We start from the raw sequence: 22,492 nt of genomic DNA, 5'->3' as shown, positions 1-22,492 counted from the left end.
CGTAGTTGTTGGTGATGTACTTGTTGATGTACTCGACGGCTTCCTTGTGGCTGTGGCCGCCGTCGTGGTGGCCGCCGCTGTGACCCGCGTGGGCCGGCACCGGGGGAACGTAGTTGTGACCGGTGTCGTAGTTGCGGTCGAAGCTGGCCTGGTGGCTGTCCTGAGCCAGGATCAGCGCGTCGTAGACGTCCTGCGCGCTGAGGTCGGTCAGGTTGTAGGCCTCCAGGACCTCCTCGGGGTCGTCGTTGAAGTCCTCGCGGAGGTCCTCGTCGTTGATCAGGCGGAGCAGGAAGTCCAGCAGCGAGATGCTCTCGGCCATCGTGATCGTCTCCTCGGTGTGGGCTCGTCGCCCGGTCGCTTGTGGTGTGTGTCGTGCGGGCCGGGCTGAGCGGCCCTGGCGTTGATGCAGAAGTTAGGGACGGACCGGGCGCCGGCCATCGGGGAACTCCCATGGTTCGGTAAAGCGCCGGTACGGGGATCCCCGGGATCGGGCGTTAGGGGCTTCGGGGGACGCGACGGGATGTCCGAGGCAGGAGCGGGTTTCGGCCCCCTGTGGTGCCACCCGTTCGTGCATTGGGGTGTTAGCACCCCTTCGGTCGCTAACGAAGTGCGGCGATACTCCGATGGCACTAAGGCAAGGGGGGTCCGCGCACGCACCGGGGCAGCTCGCGGACATCGGGGGAAGGACGGACGATGGGGTACCTGCTCGGTATCGATCTGGGCACGACGTACTCGGCCGCGGCCGTGTGCCGCCCGTCGGGGGACCGATGGGCCGAACCCGAGATGGTGACGCTCGGGTCCAGGTCGGCGAGCGTCCCGTCGGTGCTCTACCTGGGGGCCGACGGCTCGGTCGTGGTCGGTGAGGCCGCGGAGCGCCGCGCCCTGACCGACCCGGACCGCGTCGTCCGCGAGTTCAAGCGCCGCATCGGTGACCCCACCCCGCTGGTCGTGGCCGGGGAGCCGTGGCCGGCCGAGGAGCTCGCCGCGCAGCTGGTGTCCTGGATCGTCGCGCAGGTCGCGTCCCGCGAGGGCGGCGCCGCCGACAGCATCGCCGTCAGCCACCCCGCCGCCTGGGGCCAGCACAAGAAGGACCTCCTGGCGGGGGCCCTGGCCACACACGGTCTGACCGTCACGTTCCTCGCCGAGCCCGAGGCCGCCGCGATGCACTACGCGTCCGCGGAACGGGTCGGCGCCGGCTCCACCATCGCCGTCTACGACCTCGGGGGCGGCACGTTCGACTCGGCCGTCGTCCGCAAGGGCGGCTCCGGGTTCGGCCTGCTCGGCCGGCCCGAGGGCATCGAGCGCCTCGGCGGGATCGACTTCGACCAGGTCGTGTTCGACCACGTCGTCGAGGCCATGCCCGACGCGTTCGCCGAGCTCGACGACACCGACCCCGACGTCCTGTCCGCCGTGGCCCGCATCCGCCGCGAGTGCACCGAGGCGAAGGAGACGCTCTCCGCCGACACCGAGGCCTCCGTCCCCGTCCTGCTGCCCGGCACCCAGGGTTCGGTGCGGCTGCACCGCAGCGAGTTCGAGCAGCTCATCGGCCCGCACGTCGAGGAGACGGTCGCCGCGCTGCGCCGGGCCGTGGGGTCCGCGGGGCTCACCCCCGAGATGCTCGACGCGGTGCTGCTCGTCGGCGGGTCGTCGCGCATCCCGCTGGTCGCGCAGCTGGTGTCCGAGCAGCTCGAGCGGCCCGTCGCGGTCGACGCCGACCCCAAGAACGCGATCGCCAAGGGCGCCGTCCTCGCGGTGGCGCCGCGGCCGTCGATGTCGTGGCCCGCGGTCGAGATCGCGCCCGTCGAGGTCACGGCCCCCATCCCCGTCGTCTCGGCCGCGTCCGCAGCGGCGCTGGTCCCGGCCGGTGGGGCCGCGATGGTTCCCTGGTCCGAGCACGAGTACCAGGCCGACGTCCGGCCGGTCGCGCACGTCGCGCCCCCGCGCCCCCCGGTGCAGCCCCTGCCCGACTGGACCCGCGACGACGTCGAGGAGTCCCGCGAGCGCCGCGGCCCCGTCGGGCTGCTCATCGGTGCCGGTGCGGCCCTGGGTATCGCGGCCATCGCCGCCGCCGTCCTGACCTGGCCGACGGCCCGTCCCGCCTCCGCGGGGTCGACCGTCAACGGCCCCCTGTCGACGGCGTCGGCCCCGGCGGAACCGGGTGCCGTCTCGCCGGCCGCCAACCCTGTCGTGGAGCAGCCCGCTGCCGGTGGCAACAACGCCGCGCAGAACAAGGCCCCCGTCGGGGGTGCCGACGCCCCCGCGGCCCCCGGTGCCCCCGCCGCGCCCGTCGTCCCGGCGGCCCCCGCCGGCACCACGGTGCCGCCGCCGGTGGTCACCGACCCGAGCACTCCTCCGCCGGCGACCGAGGGAACGGTTTCGGAGCCGCCGCCCGTGACGGACCCGCCGCCTGTCACCGACCCGCCCCCGGTGACGAACCCGCCGCCGGTCACCAACCCGCCCCCGGTCACCAACCCGCCGCCGGTGACGGACCCGCCGCCGGTGTCCGAGGCGCCGCCCGTCGTTCCGTCCTCGGTGGCAGAGGTCCCCGCGGCCGGCTGATCCACCTCGCCCTCGGCGGGGCAAGGGCCGGGACCGGCGCGTCGGGGGGAGCCCACGCGCCGGTCCTCGGTGCCGCAGCCCGGATCGCCCGCGACACCCGCACCGGCGCTGTGTCGAACTCGGCGTGGTCGACGTGTCACGTTCCGGTGTCCTCCGGCGATGGAGGGGCGGGCCCGCCGCGAGGGCGCGCCCAGTGGATCGGGGAGGTGCCGGATGGCGCGCATGTCGGCCGCGGTGATCGTGTTGGAGATGCTGGCGATGTCGCTGGCGGTGGCCGTGTTCGGGCCGTTCGTGCTGCTCGTCGGAGTTCCGGCGCTGCTGGCGACGGTGCTGGTCCTCGCGACCGTCGTGATCGCGGAGCGGCGGCGTGTCCGTCGCGAGGCGGAGGCCGCGGTACTGCCGACGGTCCCGGGCGGGCTCATGAGCGGCTTCTTCCGCGTACCGGCCCAGACCGCGCCCGTCGATGCTCCGGAGCGCTCCCGGTCCTGACCGGCCGAACTCGCGCGACACGCACCCGGCGGTGCTGGCGCTGCTGCTGCAGGCCGGCGCGGGACGCCCGCGACCGTGGCGTTGTTCGTCGCCGGCATGGCGGTGAGCAGCCTGGGAAACCTGCTGACGGGCGTCGTCTGGGTCGCCGCGGCGGCGATCGTGATGCAGGGGATCCACGGCGCCGGGCTCGCCGTGCAGGACGTCGCGGCGACGACGATCCTGCAGCGCACCGTGCCCGCGGCCATGCAGGGCAGGGTGTTCGCGAACCTCCACGGCGGCATCGGTGTCGCCGCCGCGGCCCCGTACCTGGGGGTGGCCTGTTGTTGCAGGCGACGTCGGCCCGGACGACGATGATCGTCGCGGGCGGGGTGGGGGTGCTCGTGACCGCGCTGCCGCATGGAGACTGGGTCGGGTCACGGGTGGTTCCGTGGCGGCGCGGGACTGAGCCGGGCTCGGCACCGTCGAGCGGAGGGAGCGTCGCGGGGTGGTCCTGGGCCTGGCCTTCGCCGTCGCGGCGATGGTCCTCAACTGCGTCGCAGGGCTCCTGCAGTCCGACGCCACGACCCGCACCACCCGCCGACGCCCCCTCGCCCTGCAGCCGCGGTTCATCCTCGGCCTGTTCGTCGACGGGCTGGCCTGGGTCTGCACGGTCGTCGCCCTGCGGTTCCTGCCGGTGTTCGCGGTGCAGGCGATCCTCGGCGGCTCGATCGCGTTGACGGCGCTGGCGGTCCGCTGGATCTGGGGGACGCGGCTGAGCGTGCTCGACCGGGTCGCGATCGGCGGGTGCGTCGTCGGGCTCGTACTGATCGCGGGAGCCGCGGGCGTCGACCGGCCCGAGGGAGCCGGCACCGCCGCCGACGTCGTCCTCGGCATCTCCCTCGGGGTTCTCGCCGCGGTGACGATCGTGCTCTACAACTCGCGGCTCGCGTGGCTGCTCGCGCTCGTCGCCGGGCTGGGGTTCGGGGGGACGTCACTGGCGGTGCGGTCGGTGCACATCGGCCCCGACGGTCTCGACGTCGTCGCCCTGCTCGCCCAGCCCGCGACGTACATGTTGGTCGGTTTCTGGTTCGTCGGGATCGTGACGTTCGCGCGGGCCCTGTCCCGCGGCGACCTGTCCGTCGTCACCGCGGTGTTCACGGTGACCGAGGTCGTCGTGCCGGGGCTCGTGGCGATCGGGCTGCTCGGCGACCGTGTCCGTGACGGCTGGATCGCGCCCTTCGTCGTCGGGCTGGTGCTCGCGGCAGCAGGGGTGGTCGCGCTCGCCGGGTCGTCGACGCAGCGCAAGGGCCAGTGGCAGCGCTGAGCTGTTCCGTTTCGTCCACGACGCCGCGGGCGTGGGGGCGCCACGATGTCCGCATGGACTGGGACGACGTGGTGCGGATCGGGACGGCGCTGCCGGAGGTCGAGGAGTCGACCTCGTACCGGACGCCTGCGCTGAAGGTCCGCGGCAAGCTGATGCTGCGGCTGCGCACCGAGGCGGAGGGGCTGCTCGTCGTCATGTGCGCGCTCGACGAGAAGGAGGCCATGCTCGCCTCGGGTGATCCCACCTTCTCCACGACGCCGCACTACGACGGCCACGGCTCGATACTCGTCGATCTGACGAGGATCGGGTCGGCGCAGCTCACCGAGCTGATCACCGAGGCCTGGCGGCTCAAGGCCCCCGCCCGGCTGCGTTCCGCCCACGACGTCTGAGCCGCCCTACGCGGGCCCCTACCGGTTCCGCCGATCCGTCGGATTCGTCGGGTCGGTCTGCTACAAATCCTGCGACGGCCGCTGTGGTGGCGGCGTCGGATCCAGGGGGAACGCGAATGTCCAGCTCGCCCGGCCAGTGGCCGCAGAACCAGCCGCCGGGAGGGCAGCCCTATCCGGGGCAGCCGCAGCCCGGGCAGCCGTACCCGGGTCAGCCCTCGGGGCCGCAGCAGTACCCGGGCCAGCAGCAGTACGGCGCCCAGCAGCAGTACGGCGCCCAGCAGCAGTACGGCGCCCAGCCCCAGTACGGGCAGCCGCCCGTCGGGGGTCAGCAGTACGGCGGCCAGCAGTACGGGCAGCAGCCTCACGGCGCGCCGCAGGGTCAGCCGCAGTACGGCACCCCGCAGGCTCAGCCGCAGTACGGCGCGCCGGGTCCGGCCTCCAAGGGCTCGCCGGTCGCCGCCGCCGGTCCCGGGATGATCTTCGGGATCGTCACGGCCGTCGGCGGCCTGCTCGCGATCATCGGGTCGTTCCTGCCGTGGGTCACCATCCGGGCCGGGGCCTTCGGCTCGTTGTCGGTCGCCGGCACCGAGGGCGACGGCAAAATCACGTTGATCGTCGGCGTTCTCATCCTCGCGGTCGGGATCCTGCGGCTGGTCAAGCCGTCGATCCCCGCCCTGGTGCAGCGGCTGCCGATCCTGTTCGGCCTGATCGTCGTCGCCATCGGCGTCTACGTGATCATCAACCTGAACTCCACGATGGCCGAGGCCGGAGGCGCCGCCGGGGGCCTCGCCGCCGAGCTGGCCGAGGCGCTCGACATCTCGCTCGGCTTCGGTCTGATCATGACGATCGTGGGCGGTGTCGTCGCGATCGTGGGCGGCGTCGTCGTCAGCAAGCAGAGCGGCCCGGCCGTGCCGCCCGGGGTCGCGGGGTATCCGCCGGCCGGGCACTGACGCCCGTGCGACCGGCGTCGGCGCGGCGTCGGCGCGGCCCATCGCGCGGATCGGGCCCGCTCGCCGCCGGGCGCCGGGCTGATCATCGGGATCGCCTTCGGGCTGGTGTTCGTCACCGTCGACAGCGGTCCGCTGGGCCCCCGCGCCGACCGTGCTGCGCGTCGCGGGGGTAGTCAGTCGTCGGCGCGGCGCTGCTGTTCGTGCTGCCGTCGCGCCTGCGCGGCCGGGCGGGCGTCGAACCGCCGCCGCGGAAAGGTGGGGCCGGGGTTCACGCCCGGCTACGGATCGTCGTCGCGATCGAGGTGTTGGCTTCCCTTCGGCGGCCTCGTGCTGATCAACGGCGTGTTCGGCCACGGCGAGTTCGGCGTGGTCTGGGGCACGGTCGTGGTTGGGGTGACTTCTTCGGCCTTGCCGCGGTGTGGCACGCATCGTCGTTGCACGTCCTCGGCGGCGTGCTCACGGGTCTCGGGATCCTCGGCGCGGTCCTCGGGCTGGTGACCGGGTCGCAGGCCTGGATCGCGGGAGTGGTGGGCCTCGGCTCGGCGGCCGCGCTGCCGGCCGGGACCGCGTTCGCGCTGTGGGCTGGCCTGGGCATCTCCGCGGCCTGATCGGCGCAGCGGAAACCGCGACGACATTTGCGCTGAATTCGGCGGAGACGTTATCCTGACAGGTGCCTTCGAATCGAAAAGACCTAGCTCCGCAACTTAATTATAGCACGGCCGAGGAGAGCGTGGAAACACCTTCGTACGATCAGGAACTGACCGCGGAGACCGAGCACCTCCGCGGGCTGCACACCCTCCTCGTCGACGAACTGGAGACCGCCACCGCCCAGGCACGCGGCATGCTGGCGGCCCCCGCCGGCGGCGAGATCAGCGGCCTCTGGGAACGCGACGTGTCCGTCCACCGCTGGTCGGAGCGGGTGGGAGCGCTCACCGCCGCCCGCTCCGGGCTGTGCTTCGGGCGGCTCGACCAGGCAGACGCCACGACCGTCTACGTCGGACGCATCGGCCTCACCGACCCCGCCGACGGCGAAAGCGCACTCGTCGACTGGCGCGCACCCGCCGCCCAGCCGTTCTACTGCGCAACGATGGCCACCCCACTCGGAGTGAGCCGGCGACGCCATTTCCAGATCGCCGGAACCGCGCCGTCCGAACGCGTCGTCGCATTCCACGACGACGTCCTCGACGGCACCGTCGACTCCGGATCCGCGTCCGATCCGGCCCTGCTCGCCGCGCTGAAGGCACCCCGCGGCTCGACGATGCGCGACATCGTCACGACCATCCAGGCCGAGCAGGACGCGATCATCCGCCTGCCCCTGTCCGGGACGGTCGTCATCGAGGGCGGGCCCGGGACCGGCAAGACCGCCGTCGCCCTGCACCGCGTCGCCTACCTCCTCTACGCCCACCGCGAGCGGCTCGCCCGCAGCGGCGTGCTCGTCGTCGGGCCCAGCGCCGACTTCATCCGCTACGTCGGCGGCGTGCTGCCCGCCCTCGGAGAGTCAGCCGTCCTGTTCACGACGCCCGGGCGGCTCGCGCACGGCGTCGTCGCCACGGCCGTCGACACCGACGACCTCGCCCGGCTCAAGGGCGACCTCGCGATGGTCGACGTGCTGCGCCGCGCCGTCGACGACCTTCAGCGCATCCCCACGACGCCGATCGCCATCGAGCTCGAGGACGTCACCGTCGAGGTCGACCGCAAGCTCGCCACCGAGGCCCGCCGCCGCGCCCGCGCCACCGGCCGGCCCCACAACACCGCCCGCGCGACGTTCCGCGACACCCTGGGCAAGCTCCTCGTCCAGCAGGGTCTCGAACGGCTGAACCACGAGTTCGAGGACCCGCCCGAGCTTGTCGAGCTGCTCAGCGGGCTGTCCGGTCTCCCCGAGATCGAGCCTGCCGGCGCTGCCGAGATCACCGCCCAGATGCGCGCCGAGCTCCGCGACGACCTGCGCGCCGACCTCGGATTCCACGCCGCCGTCGAGGAACTGTGGCCGACGATGACGCCGGAGCAGGCGCTCACCGACCTCTACGCCTCGCCGAAACGGCTGAGGACGGCAGGCGGCCATGCCTCCCTGCACCGCGACCCCGGTGCGCCCTGGACCGTCGCCGACGCCCCCCTGCTCGACGAGCTCGCCGAACTCCTCGGCCCGCTCCCCGACGGACCCGCCCGACGCGACGCCGAGGCCGACAGCCGCTACGCCGCCGAGGTCCTCAGCATCCTCGAAGCCGCCGACCGGCAGATCGCCGGCGAGGACCCCGACGAAGCCCGCCCCACCGACTTCGTCACCGCCGACGTCCTCGCCGCCCGCCAGGTCCCCGCCCACCTCGCGAGCGTCGCCGAACGCGCCGCGAGCGACCGCGACTGGCGCTTCGGGCACCTCGTCGTCGACGAGGCGCAGGAGCTCTCCGCCATGGACTGGCACGTCCTGCTGCGGCGCTGCCCGTCGCACTCGATCACCGCCGTCGGCGACCTCGCCCAGCGCAGCGCACCCGCCGGGGCCCGGACCTGGGACGACGTCCTCGCGCCGCACCTGGCCGACCGCTGGACCTACCGCACGCTCACCGTCAACTACCGCACGCCCACCGAGATCATGGCCGCCGCCGCGACCGTCCTGGCCGACTACGCACCCGACCGCCGCCCACCCGACTCCGTCCGTTCCACCGGCGAGGACCCGTGGGAGCAGACCGTCCCGGCCGCCGACCTCCCCGCCGCGCTCCGTGAGGTTGTCGCGACGGAGGCCGCGCAGCTGCGCCGCGGCACCCTCGCCGTGATCGCCGACGACCTCACCGCCCTCGGCGACCTCCCCGCCGAGCTGCACACCCCGTTGTCCGCCAAGGGGTTGGAGTTCGACGTCGTCGTCATCGCCGACCCGGAGGCCATCCGCCGCCGCAACCCCGCCGACCTCTACGTCTCCATGACCCGGGCCACCCAACGCCTGGGCCTGCTCCACGTGGAGTCGTGACCACACACCCGCGCGCAACCTCACTGCTGTTTCCGGCGCGAAATGCAGCAGTGAGGTTGCGCGCGGTCGGGGGTAGGGCGCTCGTCCGGGCGGCCGAACCTCGCGGACGTGCGTAACGACGCGAATCCGGAAGCCGATCTCCGATCGTTCGGCTCCCCACGTACCCGGAGAACTCCTTGCCCACGATCTCCCGACGGGTCGCCGTCATCGCGACGTCGCTCGTCCTCGCCGGCGGTGCCGCCGTCGTCGTCGCCTCCACCGCCAGCGCCTCGACCGACCGTCGCGACGACGGCTTCACGATGTACTGCACCCCGATCCGCCCCGGCGGCGACGACGCCGGCTTCTACTGCACACCCACCGACGACGGCTTCCGCGCCCGCCACGGCGGCTGGACCTACGGCCCGCCCCAGGCCCCCCGCACGGTTCCCCCGACGGTCCGACCGTCGACGACAGTGGCACCGCCGACCCCAGTTCCACCGCCGACGACAGCGCCACCGATCTCGCGGACGTCGCGAACCATGGAGAGCTCGCCTGCGCCCTCGTCGTCAGCGGCACCCTGACCGTTCGGCCGAGTTCGACGTCAGACTGTTTTGATCATGGTCGGGAGCATTCTGGTGTCGAAGTCGGCGAGGGTCAGAGCAGGCGGATGTGGCGGAGCCGCACCGTTCACAGGACGTCGAACTCGTTGCCCTCGGGGTCGGTCATGGTGACGTGGTCGGGGACGTCCCGGAGAACGGTGGCGCCGAGGTCGGTGAGGCGTTGCACCACGGCGTCGATGCGGCTGCGCCGGAGGTCGGGGTCGACGTGGCGGCCGCCGCCGACGGCGAGGTCGAGGTGCATCCGGTTCTTGACGGTCTTGCCCTCGGGGACGCGCAGGAAGGAGATGCCGGGGGCGACGCCTGCGGGGTCGTGGATGAAGGCGCCGCCGTCGCGTTCGGAGGGCGGGACGTCGTGGTCGTCGAACCAGTCGTCCCAGGACGTCCAGCCCCGGGGTGGTGGCGCGGGTTCGTAGCCGAGGGCGGCGGTCCAGAAGGTGGCGAGGGTCGTCGGGGAGGCGCAGTCGATCGTCAGGCTCCAGGCAGTGGCCACTGGCTCACCGTAGGGCGATGCCGGTGAGGACGATGTCGAGTCCGGTGGCGAAGGCGGTGGCGGGGTCGTCGTCGGTGCCGTCGGCGACGAGTCGCGCGACGTGGGGGTGGTTGCCCTCGGCGAGGACCCGCATCAGGTAGGGGCCGTTCGTGGCCTGCCAGTCCCGTGTGTCGAGGCCGCTGGTGCGGGTGGCGCGGAGTTCGCCGACCTCGGTGCGGATGGCCCCGTTGACGTAGGCGCGGAGGGTGGTGACGGCGCGGCGGGCGTCGTCGATGTCGGGGAAGCGGGTGGCGGCAGCGGCGAGGACGGCTTCGCCGACGGCGAGGGCGTGGGGGCCCAGGGCGGGTCGGCCGCCGAGGAGGTCGACGAGCCATTCGTGGCGGAGCGCGGCGGCGCGGGTCCGGTGGGCCCAGGCGCCGAGGGCGGCGCGCCAGTCGGTGTGGGCGGGGATGTGGATCTCGGTGTGGACCTCGTCGACCATGAGGTCGAGGAGTTCGTCCTTGGTGGCGACGTACCCGTACAGGCGCATGGGTCCTGCGTCGAGGGCGGCGCCGACCTTGCGCAGGGAGACGGCGTCGAGGCCGCCGGCGTCGGCGAGGGCGATGGCTGCGGCGACGATCGCGGCGCGGCTCAGCGGGGTGAGTGCGGCGCGGCCGGTGGGTTCGGGCCGGTCCCAGACGACGTCCATCGATACAGCGTATCGTTCGATACACTGTATCGACTCCGGGGGACGACCATGCGCATCGCGATCATCGGGGCCGGACCCGCCGGACTGGTCCTCGCCCGCGTCCTGCACCGCCACGGCATCCCGGCCACCGTGCACGAGGCCGACGCCTCCCCCGCCGCGCGAGCGCAGGGCGGTTGCCTCGACCTGCACCCCGAGTCGGGACAGCGGGCGATGTACGAGGCGGGGCTGGGAGCGGATTTCGAGACGATCGCGCGGGCCGAGGGCGAGGACCACCGCATCCTCGACCACAGGGGCACGGTCCTCGTCGACCACGAGAGCGCCGGCGCCGACCAGCGCCCTGAGGTCGACCGGGCCGACCTGCGCCGCGTCCTGCTCGGGTCCCTCCCGGAGGACGCGGTCGTGTGGGGCCGTCGGCTGTGCGGCGTCGACGAGCGTGTGGGCGGCTCCCGCCGGCTGCGATTCGCCGACGGCACCAGCGTCGAGTGCGACCTGCTCGTCGGTGCCGACGGTGCGTTCTCCCGGGTCAGGCCGCTGCTCACCGACGTGCGACCGGCGAGTGCGGGCTCGGGCTGGATCGACCTGGGGGTGGTCGCGCCCGGCCACCCGGCCGCCGACGTCGTCGGGCGTGGGTCGTTCTGGGCGATGGGCGAGGAGCGGGTCGTCGGTGGGCAGCGCCGGGCGGGCGGCGAGGTCGGGGTGTCGATCTCGCTGCGGGTCGCGCCGGGGTGGGGGGCGAGGTTCGACGTCGCCGACGTCCCGGGACTGCTCCGCGGCTGGGCGCCCGTCGTCAGGGGGCTGGTCGAGGCGGCGAAGGGGCCGGTCGTCGCGCGCGAGCTGATGGTGACGCCGGTGGGGATGACGTGGCCGTCGACGCCGGGGGTGACGCTGGTCGGCGACGCCGCGCACCTCATGCCCCCGGTCGGCGAGGGCGCCAACCAGGCGATGCTCGACGGGCTGGAGCTGGGCCTCGCGATCGCGACGAATCCCGACGACCCGGCGGCAGCCGTCGCCGCGTTCGAGGCCGAGATGATCGCGCGCACCACTCCGATCGCGGAGGAGTCGGCTCGGATGCAGGCGATGGTGCTCGCCGCGACCGCCGCGCAGGACATGGCGCGGTTCTTCTCCCGCCCGGCGGCCGTGCCGGGGTCGTCAGGGTCGTGAGTGGCGATAGTCGCTACAGCGACTATCGCCACTCACAGGGGGTGTGAGGTGTTGGGCCGGACGACTGTCCGAGTCCGAGCTGACCGGCGGGCCGTTCGAACACCGTCGCCAGAAAGGCTCGTCGGCGACGCCGGCAGACACCCGTCCGGAACTCGCGGACCATGATGTTGACACGTCAACAAACCGTGTTAGGGTCGATGTAGTTGCCACAACAACTAGGGAAGTCGACGTGCCAACTCGATCGACATCAGACGGCTCGCCGGGACCTACAAGATCGATCCGGCGCACGGCGGATCGGCGTCCTCGTGCGGCACGCGATGGTCACCAAGGCTGGGGGACGGGTTCGACGGGTTCAGCGGCACGCCCCAGATCGACGGCGTCAACGCAAGCAACGACTTCCAGCTGATGGACGACTACCTGCAGAGCGTCAGCGACAAGATCGTGTTCGAGACACCGAGGAGTATCGATCCGCGGGCACGTTGGCCTTCCGCCCCGGTGGGAACACCGCACCAGAGTGTCACCCGCTCGCTCGGCGGGCGTGCTGTCCCGAGGAGGAAAGATGAACGACATTGCACCTGCCGGCCTGCACCATGTCACGGCCATTGCCGCGGACCCGCAGGAAAACGTGGACTTCTACACCATGGTCCTGGGGCTGCGGCTGGTGAAGCAGACCGTCAACTTCGACGACCCCGGTACCTACCACCTCTACTACGGCGACTCCGCGGGGTCGCCGGCCTCGATCCTGACGTTCTTCCCGTGGCGGGGCGTCCCGGCCGGCCGCAATGGCGCAGGCCTGACCACCGCGACCGCATTCAGTGTGCCGCCGGAGTCGATCGGCTGGTGGCAGAACCGGCTCACCGCCCTGGGGGTGGACGCCGAGGCCCCGACGGACCGGGACGGCACCGAGGTCCTCACGCTGCGCGACCCACATGGTCTGGTTCTCGACCTGGTCGCCTCCCCCGGTGACGAACGCTCCGGCTGGGACGGCGTCTCCGGGATCCCGACCGAGCACGCCGTACGTGGGCTGCACTCGGTGACGCTGTCCGAGTCGGTCACCGAGCCCACCCAACGGCTGCTGACCGAGCTCCTCGGGATGACGCTGTCGGAGGAGAACGGTGACCGGAGCCGCTTCGCGATGGCCGGGGGCGAGGCCGGCGCGCTCGTCGACGTCGCTGCGTCCGCAGCCGCCCGCGGCCTGCAGGCGGGCGGCACGGTCCACCACGTCGCGTTCCGCGCCCCGGACCGGGCGACCCAGGAGAGCTGGCAGCGCCGGCTCGTCGCAGCCGGACTGCCCGTCACCGATATCCTCGACCGCCAGTACTTCACCTCGATCTACTTCCGCGAACCGGGCGGCGTGCTGTTCGAGATCGCCACCGACACTCCCGGATTCACCGTTGACGAGCCGCTGCTCACCCTCGGCAAGTCGCTCAAACTGCCACCGTGGCTGGAACCGAGCCGCGCGCAGATCGAAAACGCCCTGCCCACGCTGCACCTGCCCGAGGACGATGTTCCCGGGGACAGTAATCCCCGAGCGGGGCGAGGTGTCCTCGTGAACACGGCTCTGGAACGTCCGCACGTCTGGCTGCCGGGTTCGCCCAGCCACGCCCCTCTCCTGTTCCTGCACGGGACCGGGGGTGACGAGCACGACCTGCTTCCGCTGCGCGAGCACCTCGCGCCGCGGGCACCGGTCCTGTCGGTCCGGGGCACCGTCCTCGAGAACGGGATGCCGCGCTTCTTCCGTCGGTTACGCGAAGGCGTGTTCGACGAGGACGACCTGCGCCACCAGGTCGATGAACTCGCCACGTTCCTGCAGGCGGCCGAGCAGCACTACGACGTGTCACCCGGTACCTGGACCGCCGTCGGCTTCTCCAACGGCGCGAACATCGCTTCCGCGCTGCTGTTCGGCCGAACGGGCAGCCTTGCCGGTGCGATCCTGCTGGCCGCGATGGTCCCCTACCGGGACGGCCCGCCGCACGCCGACCTGGCCGGTCGCAACGTCCTGATCTCCAACGGCCGTCGGGACCCGATGGCCACCGCTGAGCACACCTCGACCCTCGCCGAACAGTTCCGGACCGCCGGCGCCGAGGTCACCCTGCTGCCGCACGACGGCGGCCACACCATCGACACCCGCCTGCTCCCGCGCATGGCCGACTGGCTGGCGCGAACCCGTCCGGGCGGAGCCTCGGGAGATGAGGCATGACCACCGACCGACCCGTTCTCGTCCTCGGAGCTGCCGGCGACTCCCCGTACACGATTCTGGGGCCGACGTACTTCTGGTGCCGCGCTCGGCCGGGAGGTGGCGCATCGGAGGCATGACCCAGCAGCAATCGGGAACGCAGACATGCGGGCGATGTGGACTCTCCTCAACGGTCCCGACCACGCCGTCGACATCGCCGCGCTCCACCGCGAGCACCTGAGTCCCGATCCGTGGTCCCGCACCGCGGCCCGACCTTCCACCGAAACGATCACAAGGGAGCAGCATGAGCACTGTGAATCTGGCCGTCGTCTACTACTCGGCCACCGGCACCGTCGACGCCATGGCGCGATACGCCGCCGAGGCCGCGGAGAAGGCCGGCGCCGAGGTACGCCTGCGTCAGGTCGCCCGCCAGGTCACCGGCGGTGAGCGCGCCACCAGTGAGGCCCAGGCAGCGCACGCCGAGAACGCCCTCGACACCCCGGCCGCCACGGCCGACGACGTCGTCTGGGCCGACGCCGTGCTGTTCGGCTCCCCCACCCGTTACGGCAACATCGCGGGCCAGCTCAAGACGTTCCTCGACTCGCTCGGCCCGCAGTGGGGTCAGGGCCTGCTCGCCGACAAGGTCTACGCCGGGTTCACGGCCAGCCAGACCGCGCACGGCGGCCAGGAGACGACGCTGCTCGCGCTCTACAACACCATTCACCACTTCGGCGGCATCATCGTGGCCCCCGGCTACACCGACCCGCTGAAGTTCGTCGACGGCAATCCCTACGGCGTCTCGCACGTGACCGGCGCGAACAACGACATCCCGCTCGGCGACGCCGATATCGATGCGCTGCGCCACCTGGCCAGCCGCGTCGTGACCGTCGCGGAGAAGCTCAAGAACTGACCGGGCCCGGTTGACGCCTCCGGGGCTCCGGCCGAGGATGGCCGGGTCCCTGGGGACGAAGGGACGGCGTCACGGCCGACGACGAGACCGGACCCGGATCGGTGAGCTGGTCCGGCGAGCACGAACCGAGCTGGACCAGCACCGTCGACCACCTATGGGGCGAGAAATGGACTTCAGGAACCCGCAACAGCGGACGCCGAACGACAGGCGGACTCCCAGGCGTGCACGGCGGGGGTTGTGATGGCCGGGCCGTGCGAGCACCTCGAGGCGGCGCCGGTGGCGCAGCCCTGCCCGGAGGTCGTCGGCTGTGAGGACTGCCTCCGGATCGGCTCGGAGTGGGTACATCTGCGGCGCTGCACGGAGTGCGGGCACGTGGGTTGCTGCGACTCTTCCCCCCAGCGTCACGCCACTGCCCACTATCGGACCGTGGCCCACCCGGTGGTGTGCTCGGCCGAGCCGGGCGAGGCGTGGCGGTGGTGCTTCGTCGACTCGCAGCTCGGCTGACGACAGGAGCGGACCCCGGTCCCGCACCGCCACCGGCCGGCCGGTTCTCGCGGAGCCGTCACCAGGCCAACGGGCGGCCGTCGTGGTAGAAGCCACCGGATGGCCCGTCGTCGGGCAGCACCGCGGCCCAGACGATCCCGGCTGCTCCTTCGGCAATCGAGCGACCACCACCGCGCCCCATGTCGGTGGCGGTCAATCCGGGCGACACAGCGTTGACCAGCACACGGTCACCGGCCAGCTCGTCGGCGAACAGACGTGTCAGCGCATTGAGCGCCGCCTTCGACACGCTGTAGCCGGGCGTACCGCCGACCATGCCGCTGATCGAGCCGACCTCGCTGGAGACGTTGACGATCCGAGGATGCGGGCTGCCCCGCAACAACGGCAGCAACGCCTGGGTGACCTGCCAGGCCCCGAACAGGTTGGTCTCCAGTGCGGCACGTACCCGGAAGAGATCGGCGCCGACGGCGTCCTGGTCGGTGTCGTAGTCGATTCCCGCATTGTTGACCAGAACATCGGCGCGTCCGAACGTGTCCTGGATCCAGGACGCTGCCCGACGGGCGCTGGCCGGGTCGGTCACGTCGAGTCGGCAGGAGTGCACTGTCGTCGCGTCGGGGTCGAGGTGACGGGCGACCTCGCTCCCCCGTCGCTCGTCCCGGGCGCCGAGGACCACGATGTGGCCGCGGGCGGCCAGCTGGGCCACGACCTCCCGTCCGATGCCTCGAGTAGCACCGGTCACCACAGCAACCGGCCGGTCGCCCGCCGGTCCCGAACCCTCTGGTGCAGCCACGTCAGTCCCTCCTGCTCGATCCCGTCCGCCCTGCGATGTACCACCCGAGCCACGAGCGACGCCGACGGCAGCCGGAAGGACGACGCTGACGGTGCATTTGTCCTGGTCGCTTAGTTGCTGGGCTGTCGCTGGAAGCCCTGGTGATCTCTGGAACGACGAAGGCCCAGGTCCGGTGTGGACACCGACTGACCTGGGCCTTCATGGGTGGAGCGGATGACGGGAATCGAACCCGCGTATTCAGCTTGGGAAGCTGATGTTCTACCATTGAACTACATCCGCACGTCTGCGATCACCCTAGCATCATCACCCTCTGTCACCGGCTGGGCCACCTGGTTGCGGCCCATCGGGGTGGTTGCGGCAGAGTGCGTCACCGACTGTTCGGATCCGCTCGACGTCGCGCCGCGGGGTGACCACACTCCGGTCTACCCGAGGACGCCTGCGCGCGTCGTCGGGCGCAGCTCCCCGGCAGCGAAGGATCGGGCATGACGGCATTCGAGAGGCTCATCGGAGACCTTCCCGACGACCACGAGCACGACGTGCTCCTGATCGCGGGTACCCGGCCGGCGGTCGCGCGGCTCGCTCCCGTCGCCACGGCGATCGCCGGGGCGGACCGCATCCGTGGGCTCACCGTCGCCACCGGGCCCGACCCGATGGCCACGCACGACGCATTCGAGGCGCTCGGCGTACCCGCCGACATCACCTTGCTCCTGCGCGAGCACCCCGGCTACAAACCCGCGGCGGTGGCGTCGGCGCTGACGGCGAAGCTCGACGAGCTGATGGTGGAGCAGGACCCGTCGGCAGTGATGATCTACGGCGGCGACATGACCGCGCTCATCGCGGCGCAGGTGGCGTTCTGGCGGCTCATCCCCGTCGTGCACCTGCAGGCGGGGGTCGCGACCGACGACCTGCTGTGCCCTTTCCCGGAGGAGGCGAACCGGCGGGTCATCAGCCAGCTGGCCTCGCTGTTCCTGACCACGAGCGGGCCCACGCTGGGCAGCCCGCTCGGCCCGAACGTGCTGCAGGTCGGTGACACCATCGGCGCCAACCCGCCGCCCGACGACCTGCGGTTCGCGAAGATCGTCATGCGGGTCGCCGACGGGAAGTCGCGGCTGGTCGTCGCGGGTCTCGACAGCCCGTCGTCGGCGGAGGCAGTGGCCGACCTGCCTGCCCTGCTCGCCCGCGACGACGACCTCGAGGTCGTCCTGTTCGGCGACCTCTGCGGTGACGACGAGGCCGAGGTGCTGGCCCGGCACGAGCGCGCGGTCGTCGTCCCCCACCTGGAGCTGAGCGAGCTCGTGCAGCTGGTGGCGGCGGCGAGCGTGCTCGTCTCCGACGACCCGGATCTGGTCGTCGACGCGCCGGGTCTCGGAACGCCGGGGGTCCTGGTCGACGGCCGGCACGTCGCGGAGCCCGGCGACTCGATCCGCAGCGTCGCCGGCAGGCACGTGCTCGACGACGTGTGGCGCATCCTCGACGTCGACCCGCGTCCGCAGCCGCTGGTGTACGACGGCAAGGAGGCCGAGCGGGCCGAGGCGGCCGTCGCGTGGATGTTCGGGCTGAGCCCGTTTCCGCAGCTGGCGCCGCGCTCGTCGGACGTGTGAGAAGCGGCCGCTAGGGTGGAGCGGTGCTGCTCTCCGACGGTGACCTGCGCAAGGAGATCGAGTCGCAGCGGCTCGTCCTCGAACCGTGGGACCAGGCGATGCTCCAGCCGTCGAGCATCGACGTCCGCCTCGACCGGTTCTTCCGCGTCTTCCAGAACTCGAAGTACACCCACATCGACCCGCGTCAGCAGCAGGACGAGCTGACCACGTCGGTGGAGCCGCAGGGCGACGACCCGTTCGTGCTGCACCCGGGCGAGTTCGTGCTGGGGTCGACGTTCGAGTGCGTCACCCTGCCCGACGACCTCGCCGGCCGCCTCGAGGGCAAGTCGAGCCTGGGCCGGCTCGGCCTGCTGACCCACTCGACGGCCGGATTCATCGACCCCGGCTTCACCGGCCACATCACGCTGGAGCTGTCCAACGTCGCCAACCTGCCGATCACGCTGTGGCCGGGCATGAAGATCGGGCAGCTGTGCCTGTTCCGGCTGTCCAGCCCGGCCGAGCGCCCGTACGGCAGCGACGGCGTCGGCTCGCACTACCAGGGGCAGCGCGGTCCGACGCCGTCGCGGGCGCACATGAGCTTCCACCGGGCCGACACCCGCCGCTGACTCCCCCAAGTCCCGGCGGGCGCCGACCCTCGCACGACCCGGACACGGGTCGGAGCTCTCAGCCGTTGCGCGGGTCCCAGCGGAACTTCTGCTGCGCGACGCGGGCGAAGATGCCCGCCCACACCAGCAACGCCAGGGTGGCGACGAGGGTGCCGGTCACCGCGCCCATCCCGACCTCGCCGCCGAACGCCAGCCGCACCAGGGTGCCGACGGCCGCGCCGGGGACGACGAGCAGCGCCTGCAGCCAGCCCTCCGCCGGGATGACGGCCATCGCGATCGCGCCGCCGAGCATCACGAACACCAACGGCAGCGTCGTGATCTGCGCCCGCTCCGGCGACGGCGTGAACACGCTCGTGGCGAGCGCCGCCGTCACCATCAGGGCGGTCCCGGCCACGATCATCGCGACGAGCGCGAGCGGGTTGACCGGGGCGACGACCCCCATGACCAGGTCGATCACCGCGAAGACGACGATCTGCACCAGGGCGATGGCGATGGCCGGGGTGAGCGTCGCGGTGAGCAGCCCCGGGTCGGAGATGCCGCTGGTCCGCATCCGGGTCAGCACCCGCGTGTGGCGGCGGGCCACGACGGTCTGCGTCGCCGTCAGGTAGAGGCCCATCCCGAGCGTCACCGCGGCCTGCAACGCCACGACCATCGGCCACACCTCGGGCCCGCCGCCGAACGAGAACGCCCAGAACACGCCCAGCGCGATCGGGACGAACAGCGTCGAGACGGCCATGGTGCGGTTGCGCATCACCAGCTTGACCTCGGTGCCGGCCAGGGCCAGGAACTTCTGCGCGGGGCTCGTCGGGGTGAACGTTGCGGTGGTCATCGGGTCCCTACCTCGTTGGTGTCGGCGGCGCCGAGGGTGCCCTCGCGCACCGAGTGGTAGATCTCGGCGAGCGACGCGGGCGCGGCGCGCAGGTCGGTCAGCGGGACTCCCCGACCCGCCGCCCAGGTCAGGAACGTCGTCAGGTCGGCCTGCAGCTCCGACGTGCGGACCGTGACGTGCACGGTCTCGCCCCGGACCTGCGCCGACGGCTCGCCGACGAACGGCGGCAGGTCGGCCGGGCCGGACGGGACCGCCGCGGCGGGCAGCGTCGCCGAGAACGCGGCCGGACGCGTCGCGAGGATCTCCGCGAGCGTGCCCTGCACCGCGACGCGACCCTCGTGCATGATCGCGACCCGGTCGGCCAGCGCCTCGGCCTCCTCCAGGTAGTGCGTGGTCAGCAGCACCGTTCGACCCGCCTCCTGCAGCTCCTGGATGGCGTCCCACGTACGGGTCCGCGACTCCGGGTCCAGACCCGTCGTCGGCTCGTCCAGGATCACCAGCTCCGGCGACCCCCACACGGCCAGCGCCAGGTCCAGCCGACGCTTCTCACCACCCGACAGCTTCGACGCCGGCACGTCGCGACGACGCGTCAGCTCGAAGCGGTCGAGCAGCCGCTCCACACGGTCGGGCCGGTCCGACAGCTTCTGCCACAGCTGCAGGGTCTCCCCGACGGTCAGCTCGTCGATGAACCCGCCCTCCTGCAGCTGGATCCCCATCCGGCGGCTCAGCTCGTGGCGGTGCGTCGCCGGATCGAGCCCGAGCACCGACACGTCGCCACCGGTCCGCCGGCCGAAGCCCCCCAGGACCTCCAGCGTCGTCGTCTTGCCCGCACCGTTCGTGCCGAGGAGCGCGAACACCTCGCCGGTCCGCACGGTGAGGTCGATGCCGCGGACGGCCTCGAACTCCCCGTAGGCGACCCGCAGCCCACGCACCTCGACGGCCGACCCCCTCGTCGTCGCGGCATTCCGCGCCGCCTGCATCGTCGTCTCCGTCATGGCCACAACGGTGCCGTCCACGGCAGGGGCCCCGGTAGTCATGACGGTCATGGGTCCGGGTGACACCGCGTCCGCACTTCGATGACACCTGTCATCAGGGGTTCTCGGATACGGTCAGGACGTGGACTCGCAGGACACGGGCGCCGGGCTCGCCGGTTCCGAGGAGCGCCGCATGCGGGCCGCGCGCCGCTTCGGCGTCATCGGCATGGTCATCACCGTCGGCTGGCTGCTGTTCGTGCCCGCCATGATCCTGTGGACGGGCCTGCCCGCCGCCCCCTACGCGATCACCCTGTTCGCGCTGTACGTCGTCGCGCTGGCCCTGCACCTGTACCGCATCCGCCAGCACGTCCGCTCCCTCGGCTCACCCGCCTCGCCCTGGTTCGTGGTCGTCGCCCTCGCAGTCGTGCTCGCCCTCGCGCTGGTCGGCCTGGCCTCGTCGTTCGCCGGCTTCACCTGGGCGCTCGTCAGCGGGGTCCTGCTCGGCGACGTCGTCGCAGGTGGGCGGCTGTGGCGTGGCGCCGCGACCGTCGTCCTCACCGCCGCCGCCGTGTTCGGGTTCGGGTGGTGGATCGGCGCCCACACCACCTACGAGTTCCCGTTCCCGCCGTGGATCGGGGCCACCCTCGCCGCGTTCTACGTGCTGTTCATGTGGTGCGTCGACGTCGAACGGCTCTGGTGGCTCAAAGCCGTCACCGACCTCGACGAGTCCCGCCGCGTCGCCGCCGAGCTCGCCACCGCCCGCGAACGGCTCCGCCTCTCCGACGACCTCCACGACATCCTCGGCCACGCCCTCGAGGTCGTCGCCTTCAAGAGCGAACTGGCCGGCCGCCTCATCGACGTCGACACCGACCGCTCCAAGGCCGAGCTCGACGACGTCCAGCGCGTCGCCCGGCAGTCGCTGTCCGAGGTCCGCGCCCTCGTCCGCGAAACCCGCACCACCGACCTCGCGACAGAGCTCGCCGGCGCCCGCGCCGTCCTCGACTCCGCCGGCGTGCAGCTCGTCGTCCACGGCGACCCGTCGACCGTCGCCGGACCCGCCCGCGGCGTCCTCGGCCGCGTCCTGCGCGAAGCCATGACCAACGTCCTGCGCCACGCCCAGCCCCGCAGCTGCACCATCGAGATCGAGGTCGTCGGCGGCGCCGCCCACCTGCGTGTCATCAACGACGGCGTCGCCGCCGGAGCCTCCGACGACGCCGGCACCGGACTCGTCGCCCTCGGCCGCTACCTCGACGAACACGCAGGCCGCCTCGACGCCGGACCCGGCCCCGGCGGCACCTTCCGCCTCGACGCATCCCTCCCGGCCCCCGCATGACCGCACCCATCAGACTCGTCCTCGCCGACGACGAGTCCCTCACCCGCGGCGCCGTCGGCGCACTGCTCGGACTCGAAGGCGACCTGCAGGTCGTCGCCGAGGCATCCACCGGCGACGAAGCCGTCGACGCCATCCGTGACCACGCCCCCGACGTCGCCGTCCTCGACGTCGAGATGCCCGGCCGCGACGGCGCCGAGGTCGCCCAGTGGGTCGCCGAGAACCAGCCGGCGACCCGCTGCATCATCCTCACCCGCCACGCCCGCCCCGGCGTCCTGCGCCGGGCGCTCGCCGCCGGGGCGCGCGGGTTCGTCACCAAAAGTGCCCCGGCCACGGTCCTCGCCGACGTCGTCCGCCGCGTGCACGGCGGCGGACGCTACGTCGACCCCGACCTCGCCATGACCGCGTTGACCAGCGAGGAGTGTCCCCTGACCGACCGGGAGCTCGAGGTGCTCCGCAACGTCGACGACACCGGCACCGCCGTCGACATCGCCGGCCGCGTCCACCTCTCCCCGGGGACGGTCCGCAACTACCTGTCCTCCGCAATGCAGAAGCTCGGCGCCGGCAGTCGCTCCGAAGCCGCCCGCGTGGCCCGCGACCACGGCTGGCTCTGACCCCGCCGACGCGCAACCTCACGGTCGCGCCTGTCCAGGAACGGCCGTGAGGTCGCACACCCGAGGCGGTAGGCGCTCCCGAGCGCGCCTCCCTGCTGCGGTGATCGCCCAATCTGGCGCACGAGCGACGCCTGCGTCGCCTGAACGCCACGGATGGCGATCACCCGGGCTGCCCACCCCGGGTGATCGCTGATGGTGGTGCTTCGGCGTCGGGTGCGTCGTTCAACCGCCGCGAACAGCGATCAGGGCGACGGGCTGGGCGGGGGCCGGGGCGGGCGGGCTGTCGGCACCGTGCACCTTCGGTGTGGCCCACCTTCGGCGTGGCCCACCTTCGGTGTGGCCGACCGTGGGCTGGCTGACGGTGGGCTGGCTGACGGTGGGCTGGCTGACGGTGGGCGTGGCCGCTGGCGGTGGGCGTGGCCGCTGGCGGTGGGCGTGGCTGGCGGTGGGCGTGGCCGCTGGCGGTGGGCGTGGCCGCTGGCGGTGGGCCTGGCTGGCGGTGGGTGTGGCTGGCGGTGGGTGTGGCTGGCGGTGGGTGTGGCTGGCGGTGGGTGTGGCTGGCGGTGGGTGTGGCT

The 22,492-nt window shown here is 72.4% G+C and carries 22 protein-coding genes, 1 tRNA gene and 1 pseudogene; 17 read left to right on the top strand and 7 right to left on the bottom strand.

Annotation, left to right across the window (positions count from 1 at the left end; translation table 11 throughout):
• The coding region (locus PSU4_RS26760) for an IniB N-terminal domain-containing protein (protein WP_222596407.1) at window positions 1-319 on the bottom strand (319 nt) is incomplete at its 3' end.
• Window positions 320-693: 374 nt separating this feature from the next.
• On the opposite strand from PSU4_RS26760, the gene PSU4_RS26755 reads away from it, so the two are divergent.
• The 9 genes from PSU4_RS26755 to PSU4_RS26715 all read left to right on the top strand — a co-directional run bounded on the left by PSU4_RS26755 (window position 694) and on the right by PSU4_RS26715 (window position 9,209).
• Window positions 694-2,559, top strand: coding sequence for an Hsp70 family protein (locus tag PSU4_RS26755; protein WP_147114284.1), 1,866 nt, complete (start codon window positions 694-696; stop codon window positions 2,557-2,559).
• A 213-nt stretch (window positions 2,560-2,772) separates the two neighbouring features.
• Window positions 2,773-3,048, top strand: a complete 276-nt coding sequence (locus tag PSU4_RS26750; RefSeq protein WP_147114282.1) for a hypothetical protein — start codon at window positions 2,773-2,775, stop codon at window positions 3,046-3,048.
• A gap of 75 nt (window positions 3,049-3,123) precedes the next feature.
• Window positions 3,124-3,402 carry a hypothetical protein gene (locus PSU4_RS26745; protein ID WP_147114279.1) on the top strand — a complete coding sequence of 93 codons (279 nt, stop codon included), beginning with the start codon at window positions 3,124-3,126 and terminating at the stop codon, window positions 3,400-3,402.
• Between the two features lie 130 nt (window positions 3,403-3,532).
• Window positions 3,533-4,351 carry a hypothetical protein gene (locus tag PSU4_RS26740; protein ID WP_147114276.1) on the top strand — a complete coding sequence of 273 codons (819 nt, stop codon included), beginning with the start codon at window positions 3,533-3,535 and terminating at the stop codon, window positions 4,349-4,351.
• A 53-nt stretch (window positions 4,352-4,404) separates the two neighbouring features.
• Complete coding sequence (locus PSU4_RS26735) at window positions 4,405-4,740, top strand: MmcQ/YjbR family DNA-binding protein (RefSeq protein WP_147114273.1); 336 nt, start codon at window positions 4,405-4,407, stop codon at window positions 4,738-4,740.
• 116 nt (window positions 4,741-4,856) lie between these two features.
• Window positions 4,857-5,690 (top strand): hypothetical protein, encoded by an 834-nt coding sequence (locus tag PSU4_RS31595; RefSeq protein WP_186817201.1) that lies wholly within the window; start codon window positions 4,857-4,859, stop codon window positions 5,688-5,690.
• A gap of 416 nt (window positions 5,691-6,106) precedes the next feature.
• The gene (locus PSU4_RS32590; protein ID WP_246115370.1) at window positions 6,107-6,298 is read left to right on the top strand and encodes a hypothetical protein; all 192 of its coding nucleotides are present in this window, start codon (window positions 6,107-6,109) and stop codon (window positions 6,296-6,298) included.
• Window positions 6,299-6,420: 122 nt separating this feature from the next.
• The gene (locus tag PSU4_RS26720) at window positions 6,421-8,649 is read left to right on the top strand and encodes a UvrD-helicase domain-containing protein (protein WP_246115369.1); all 2,229 of its coding nucleotides are present in this window, start codon (window positions 6,421-6,423) and stop codon (window positions 8,647-8,649) included.
• A 176-nt stretch (window positions 8,650-8,825) separates the two neighbouring features.
• Complete coding sequence (locus PSU4_RS26715; protein ID WP_246115368.1) at window positions 8,826-9,209, top strand: hypothetical protein; 384 nt, start codon at window positions 8,826-8,828, stop codon at window positions 9,207-9,209.
• Between the two features lie 106 nt (window positions 9,210-9,315).
• Here PSU4_RS26715 and PSU4_RS26710 read toward each other — a convergent pair whose 3' ends face one another.
• Window positions 9,316-9,738 carry a VOC family protein gene (locus PSU4_RS26710; RefSeq protein ID WP_147114269.1) on the bottom strand — a complete coding sequence of 141 codons (423 nt, stop codon included), beginning with the start codon at window positions 9,736-9,738 and terminating at the stop codon, window positions 9,316-9,318.
• 4 nt (window positions 9,739-9,742) lie between these two features.
• Window positions 9,743-10,426, bottom strand: a complete 684-nt coding sequence (locus PSU4_RS26705) for a TetR/AcrR family transcriptional regulator C-terminal domain-containing protein (protein ID WP_147114265.1) — start codon at window positions 10,424-10,426, stop codon at window positions 9,743-9,745.
• 48 nt (window positions 10,427-10,474) lie between these two features.
• On the opposite strand from PSU4_RS26705, the gene PSU4_RS26700 reads away from it, so the two are divergent.
• The 4 genes and pseudogenes from PSU4_RS26700 (at window position 10,475) to PSU4_RS26685 (ending at window position 15,177) form a co-directional block, all read left to right on the top strand.
• Entirely contained in the window at window positions 10,475-11,587 is a 1,113-nt protein-coding gene (locus tag PSU4_RS26700) for an FAD-dependent oxidoreductase (protein WP_147114262.1), read from the top strand.
• A 559-nt stretch (window positions 11,588-12,146) separates the two neighbouring features.
• A pseudogene (locus PSU4_RS32010) lies at window positions 12,147-13,100 on the top strand (ring-cleaving dioxygenase); the annotation flags it as partial.
• A gap of 967 nt (window positions 13,101-14,067) precedes the next feature.
• Window positions 14,068-14,673 carry an NAD(P)H:quinone oxidoreductase gene (gene wrbA / locus PSU4_RS26690; protein WP_147114256.1) on the top strand — a complete coding sequence of 202 codons (606 nt, stop codon included), beginning with the start codon at window positions 14,068-14,070 and terminating at the stop codon, window positions 14,671-14,673.
• Between the two features lie 240 nt (window positions 14,674-14,913).
• On the top strand, window positions 14,914-15,177 hold the full coding sequence (locus PSU4_RS26685) for a UBP-type zinc finger domain-containing protein (protein WP_147114253.1): 264 nt from the start codon (window positions 14,914-14,916) through the stop codon (window positions 15,175-15,177).
• Between the two features lie 58 nt (window positions 15,178-15,235).
• Here the strand turns inward: PSU4_RS26685 and PSU4_RS26680 are convergent, their stop codons facing one another.
• Together PSU4_RS26680 and PSU4_RS26675 are read right to left on the bottom strand one after the other, a co-directional pair.
• Window positions 15,236-15,913 carry an SDR family NAD(P)-dependent oxidoreductase gene (locus tag PSU4_RS26680; protein WP_281290741.1) on the bottom strand — a complete coding sequence of 226 codons (678 nt, stop codon included), beginning with the start codon at window positions 15,911-15,913 and terminating at the stop codon, window positions 15,236-15,238.
• Between the two features lie 256 nt (window positions 15,914-16,169).
• Window positions 16,170-16,243: transfer RNA gene (locus tag PSU4_RS26675), tRNA-Gly, on the bottom strand.
• 203 nt (window positions 16,244-16,446) lie between these two features.
• Between PSU4_RS26675 and PSU4_RS26670 the strand changes: the two genes are divergently transcribed.
• Window positions 16,447-17,565, top strand: a complete 1,119-nt coding sequence (locus PSU4_RS26670; RefSeq protein ID WP_147114248.1) for a UDP-N-acetylglucosamine 2-epimerase — start codon at window positions 16,447-16,449, stop codon at window positions 17,563-17,565.
• 23 nt (window positions 17,566-17,588) lie between these two features.
• Window positions 17,589-18,170: a dCTP deaminase gene (gene dcd / locus PSU4_RS26665; RefSeq protein ID WP_147114245.1), complete on the top strand. Its 582-nt coding sequence runs from the start codon at window positions 17,589-17,591 to the stop codon at window positions 18,168-18,170.
• Between the two features lie 58 nt (window positions 18,171-18,228).
• Here dcd and PSU4_RS26660 read toward each other — a convergent pair whose 3' ends face one another.
• Complete coding sequence (locus tag PSU4_RS26660; RefSeq protein WP_147114242.1) at window positions 18,229-18,999, bottom strand: ABC transporter permease; 771 nt, start codon at window positions 18,997-18,999, stop codon at window positions 18,229-18,231.
• On the bottom strand, window positions 18,996-19,994 hold the full coding sequence (locus PSU4_RS26655) for an ABC transporter ATP-binding protein (protein ID WP_246115366.1): 999 nt from the start codon (window positions 19,992-19,994) through the stop codon (window positions 18,996-18,998). The genes PSU4_RS26660 and PSU4_RS26655 overlap by 4 nt, the downstream gene beginning before the upstream one ends.
• 121 nt (window positions 19,995-20,115) lie before the next feature.
• Here PSU4_RS26655 and PSU4_RS26650 point away from each other — a divergent pair, with 121 nt between their 5' ends.
• Both PSU4_RS26650 and PSU4_RS26645 read left to right on the top strand, forming a co-directional pair.
• Window positions 20,116-21,306 carry a sensor histidine kinase gene (locus PSU4_RS26650; RefSeq protein ID WP_147114236.1) on the top strand — a complete coding sequence of 397 codons (1,191 nt, stop codon included), beginning with the start codon at window positions 20,116-20,118 and terminating at the stop codon, window positions 21,304-21,306.
• Window positions 21,303-21,917 carry a response regulator transcription factor gene (locus tag PSU4_RS26645; protein WP_147114233.1) on the top strand — a complete coding sequence of 205 codons (615 nt, stop codon included), beginning with the start codon at window positions 21,303-21,305 and terminating at the stop codon, window positions 21,915-21,917. The genes PSU4_RS26650 and PSU4_RS26645 overlap by 4 nt, the downstream gene beginning before the upstream one ends.
• Window positions 21,918-22,492 lie beyond the last annotated feature (575 nt).

Source organism: Pseudonocardia sulfidoxydans NBRC 16205, assembly GCF_007989085.1.
In the GTDB taxonomy this organism is placed as follows: Bacteria; Actinomycetota; Actinomycetes; order Mycobacteriales; family Pseudonocardiaceae; genus Pseudonocardia; species Pseudonocardia sulfidoxydans.
This window is presented reverse-complemented; position numbering and strand designations above follow the sequence as displayed.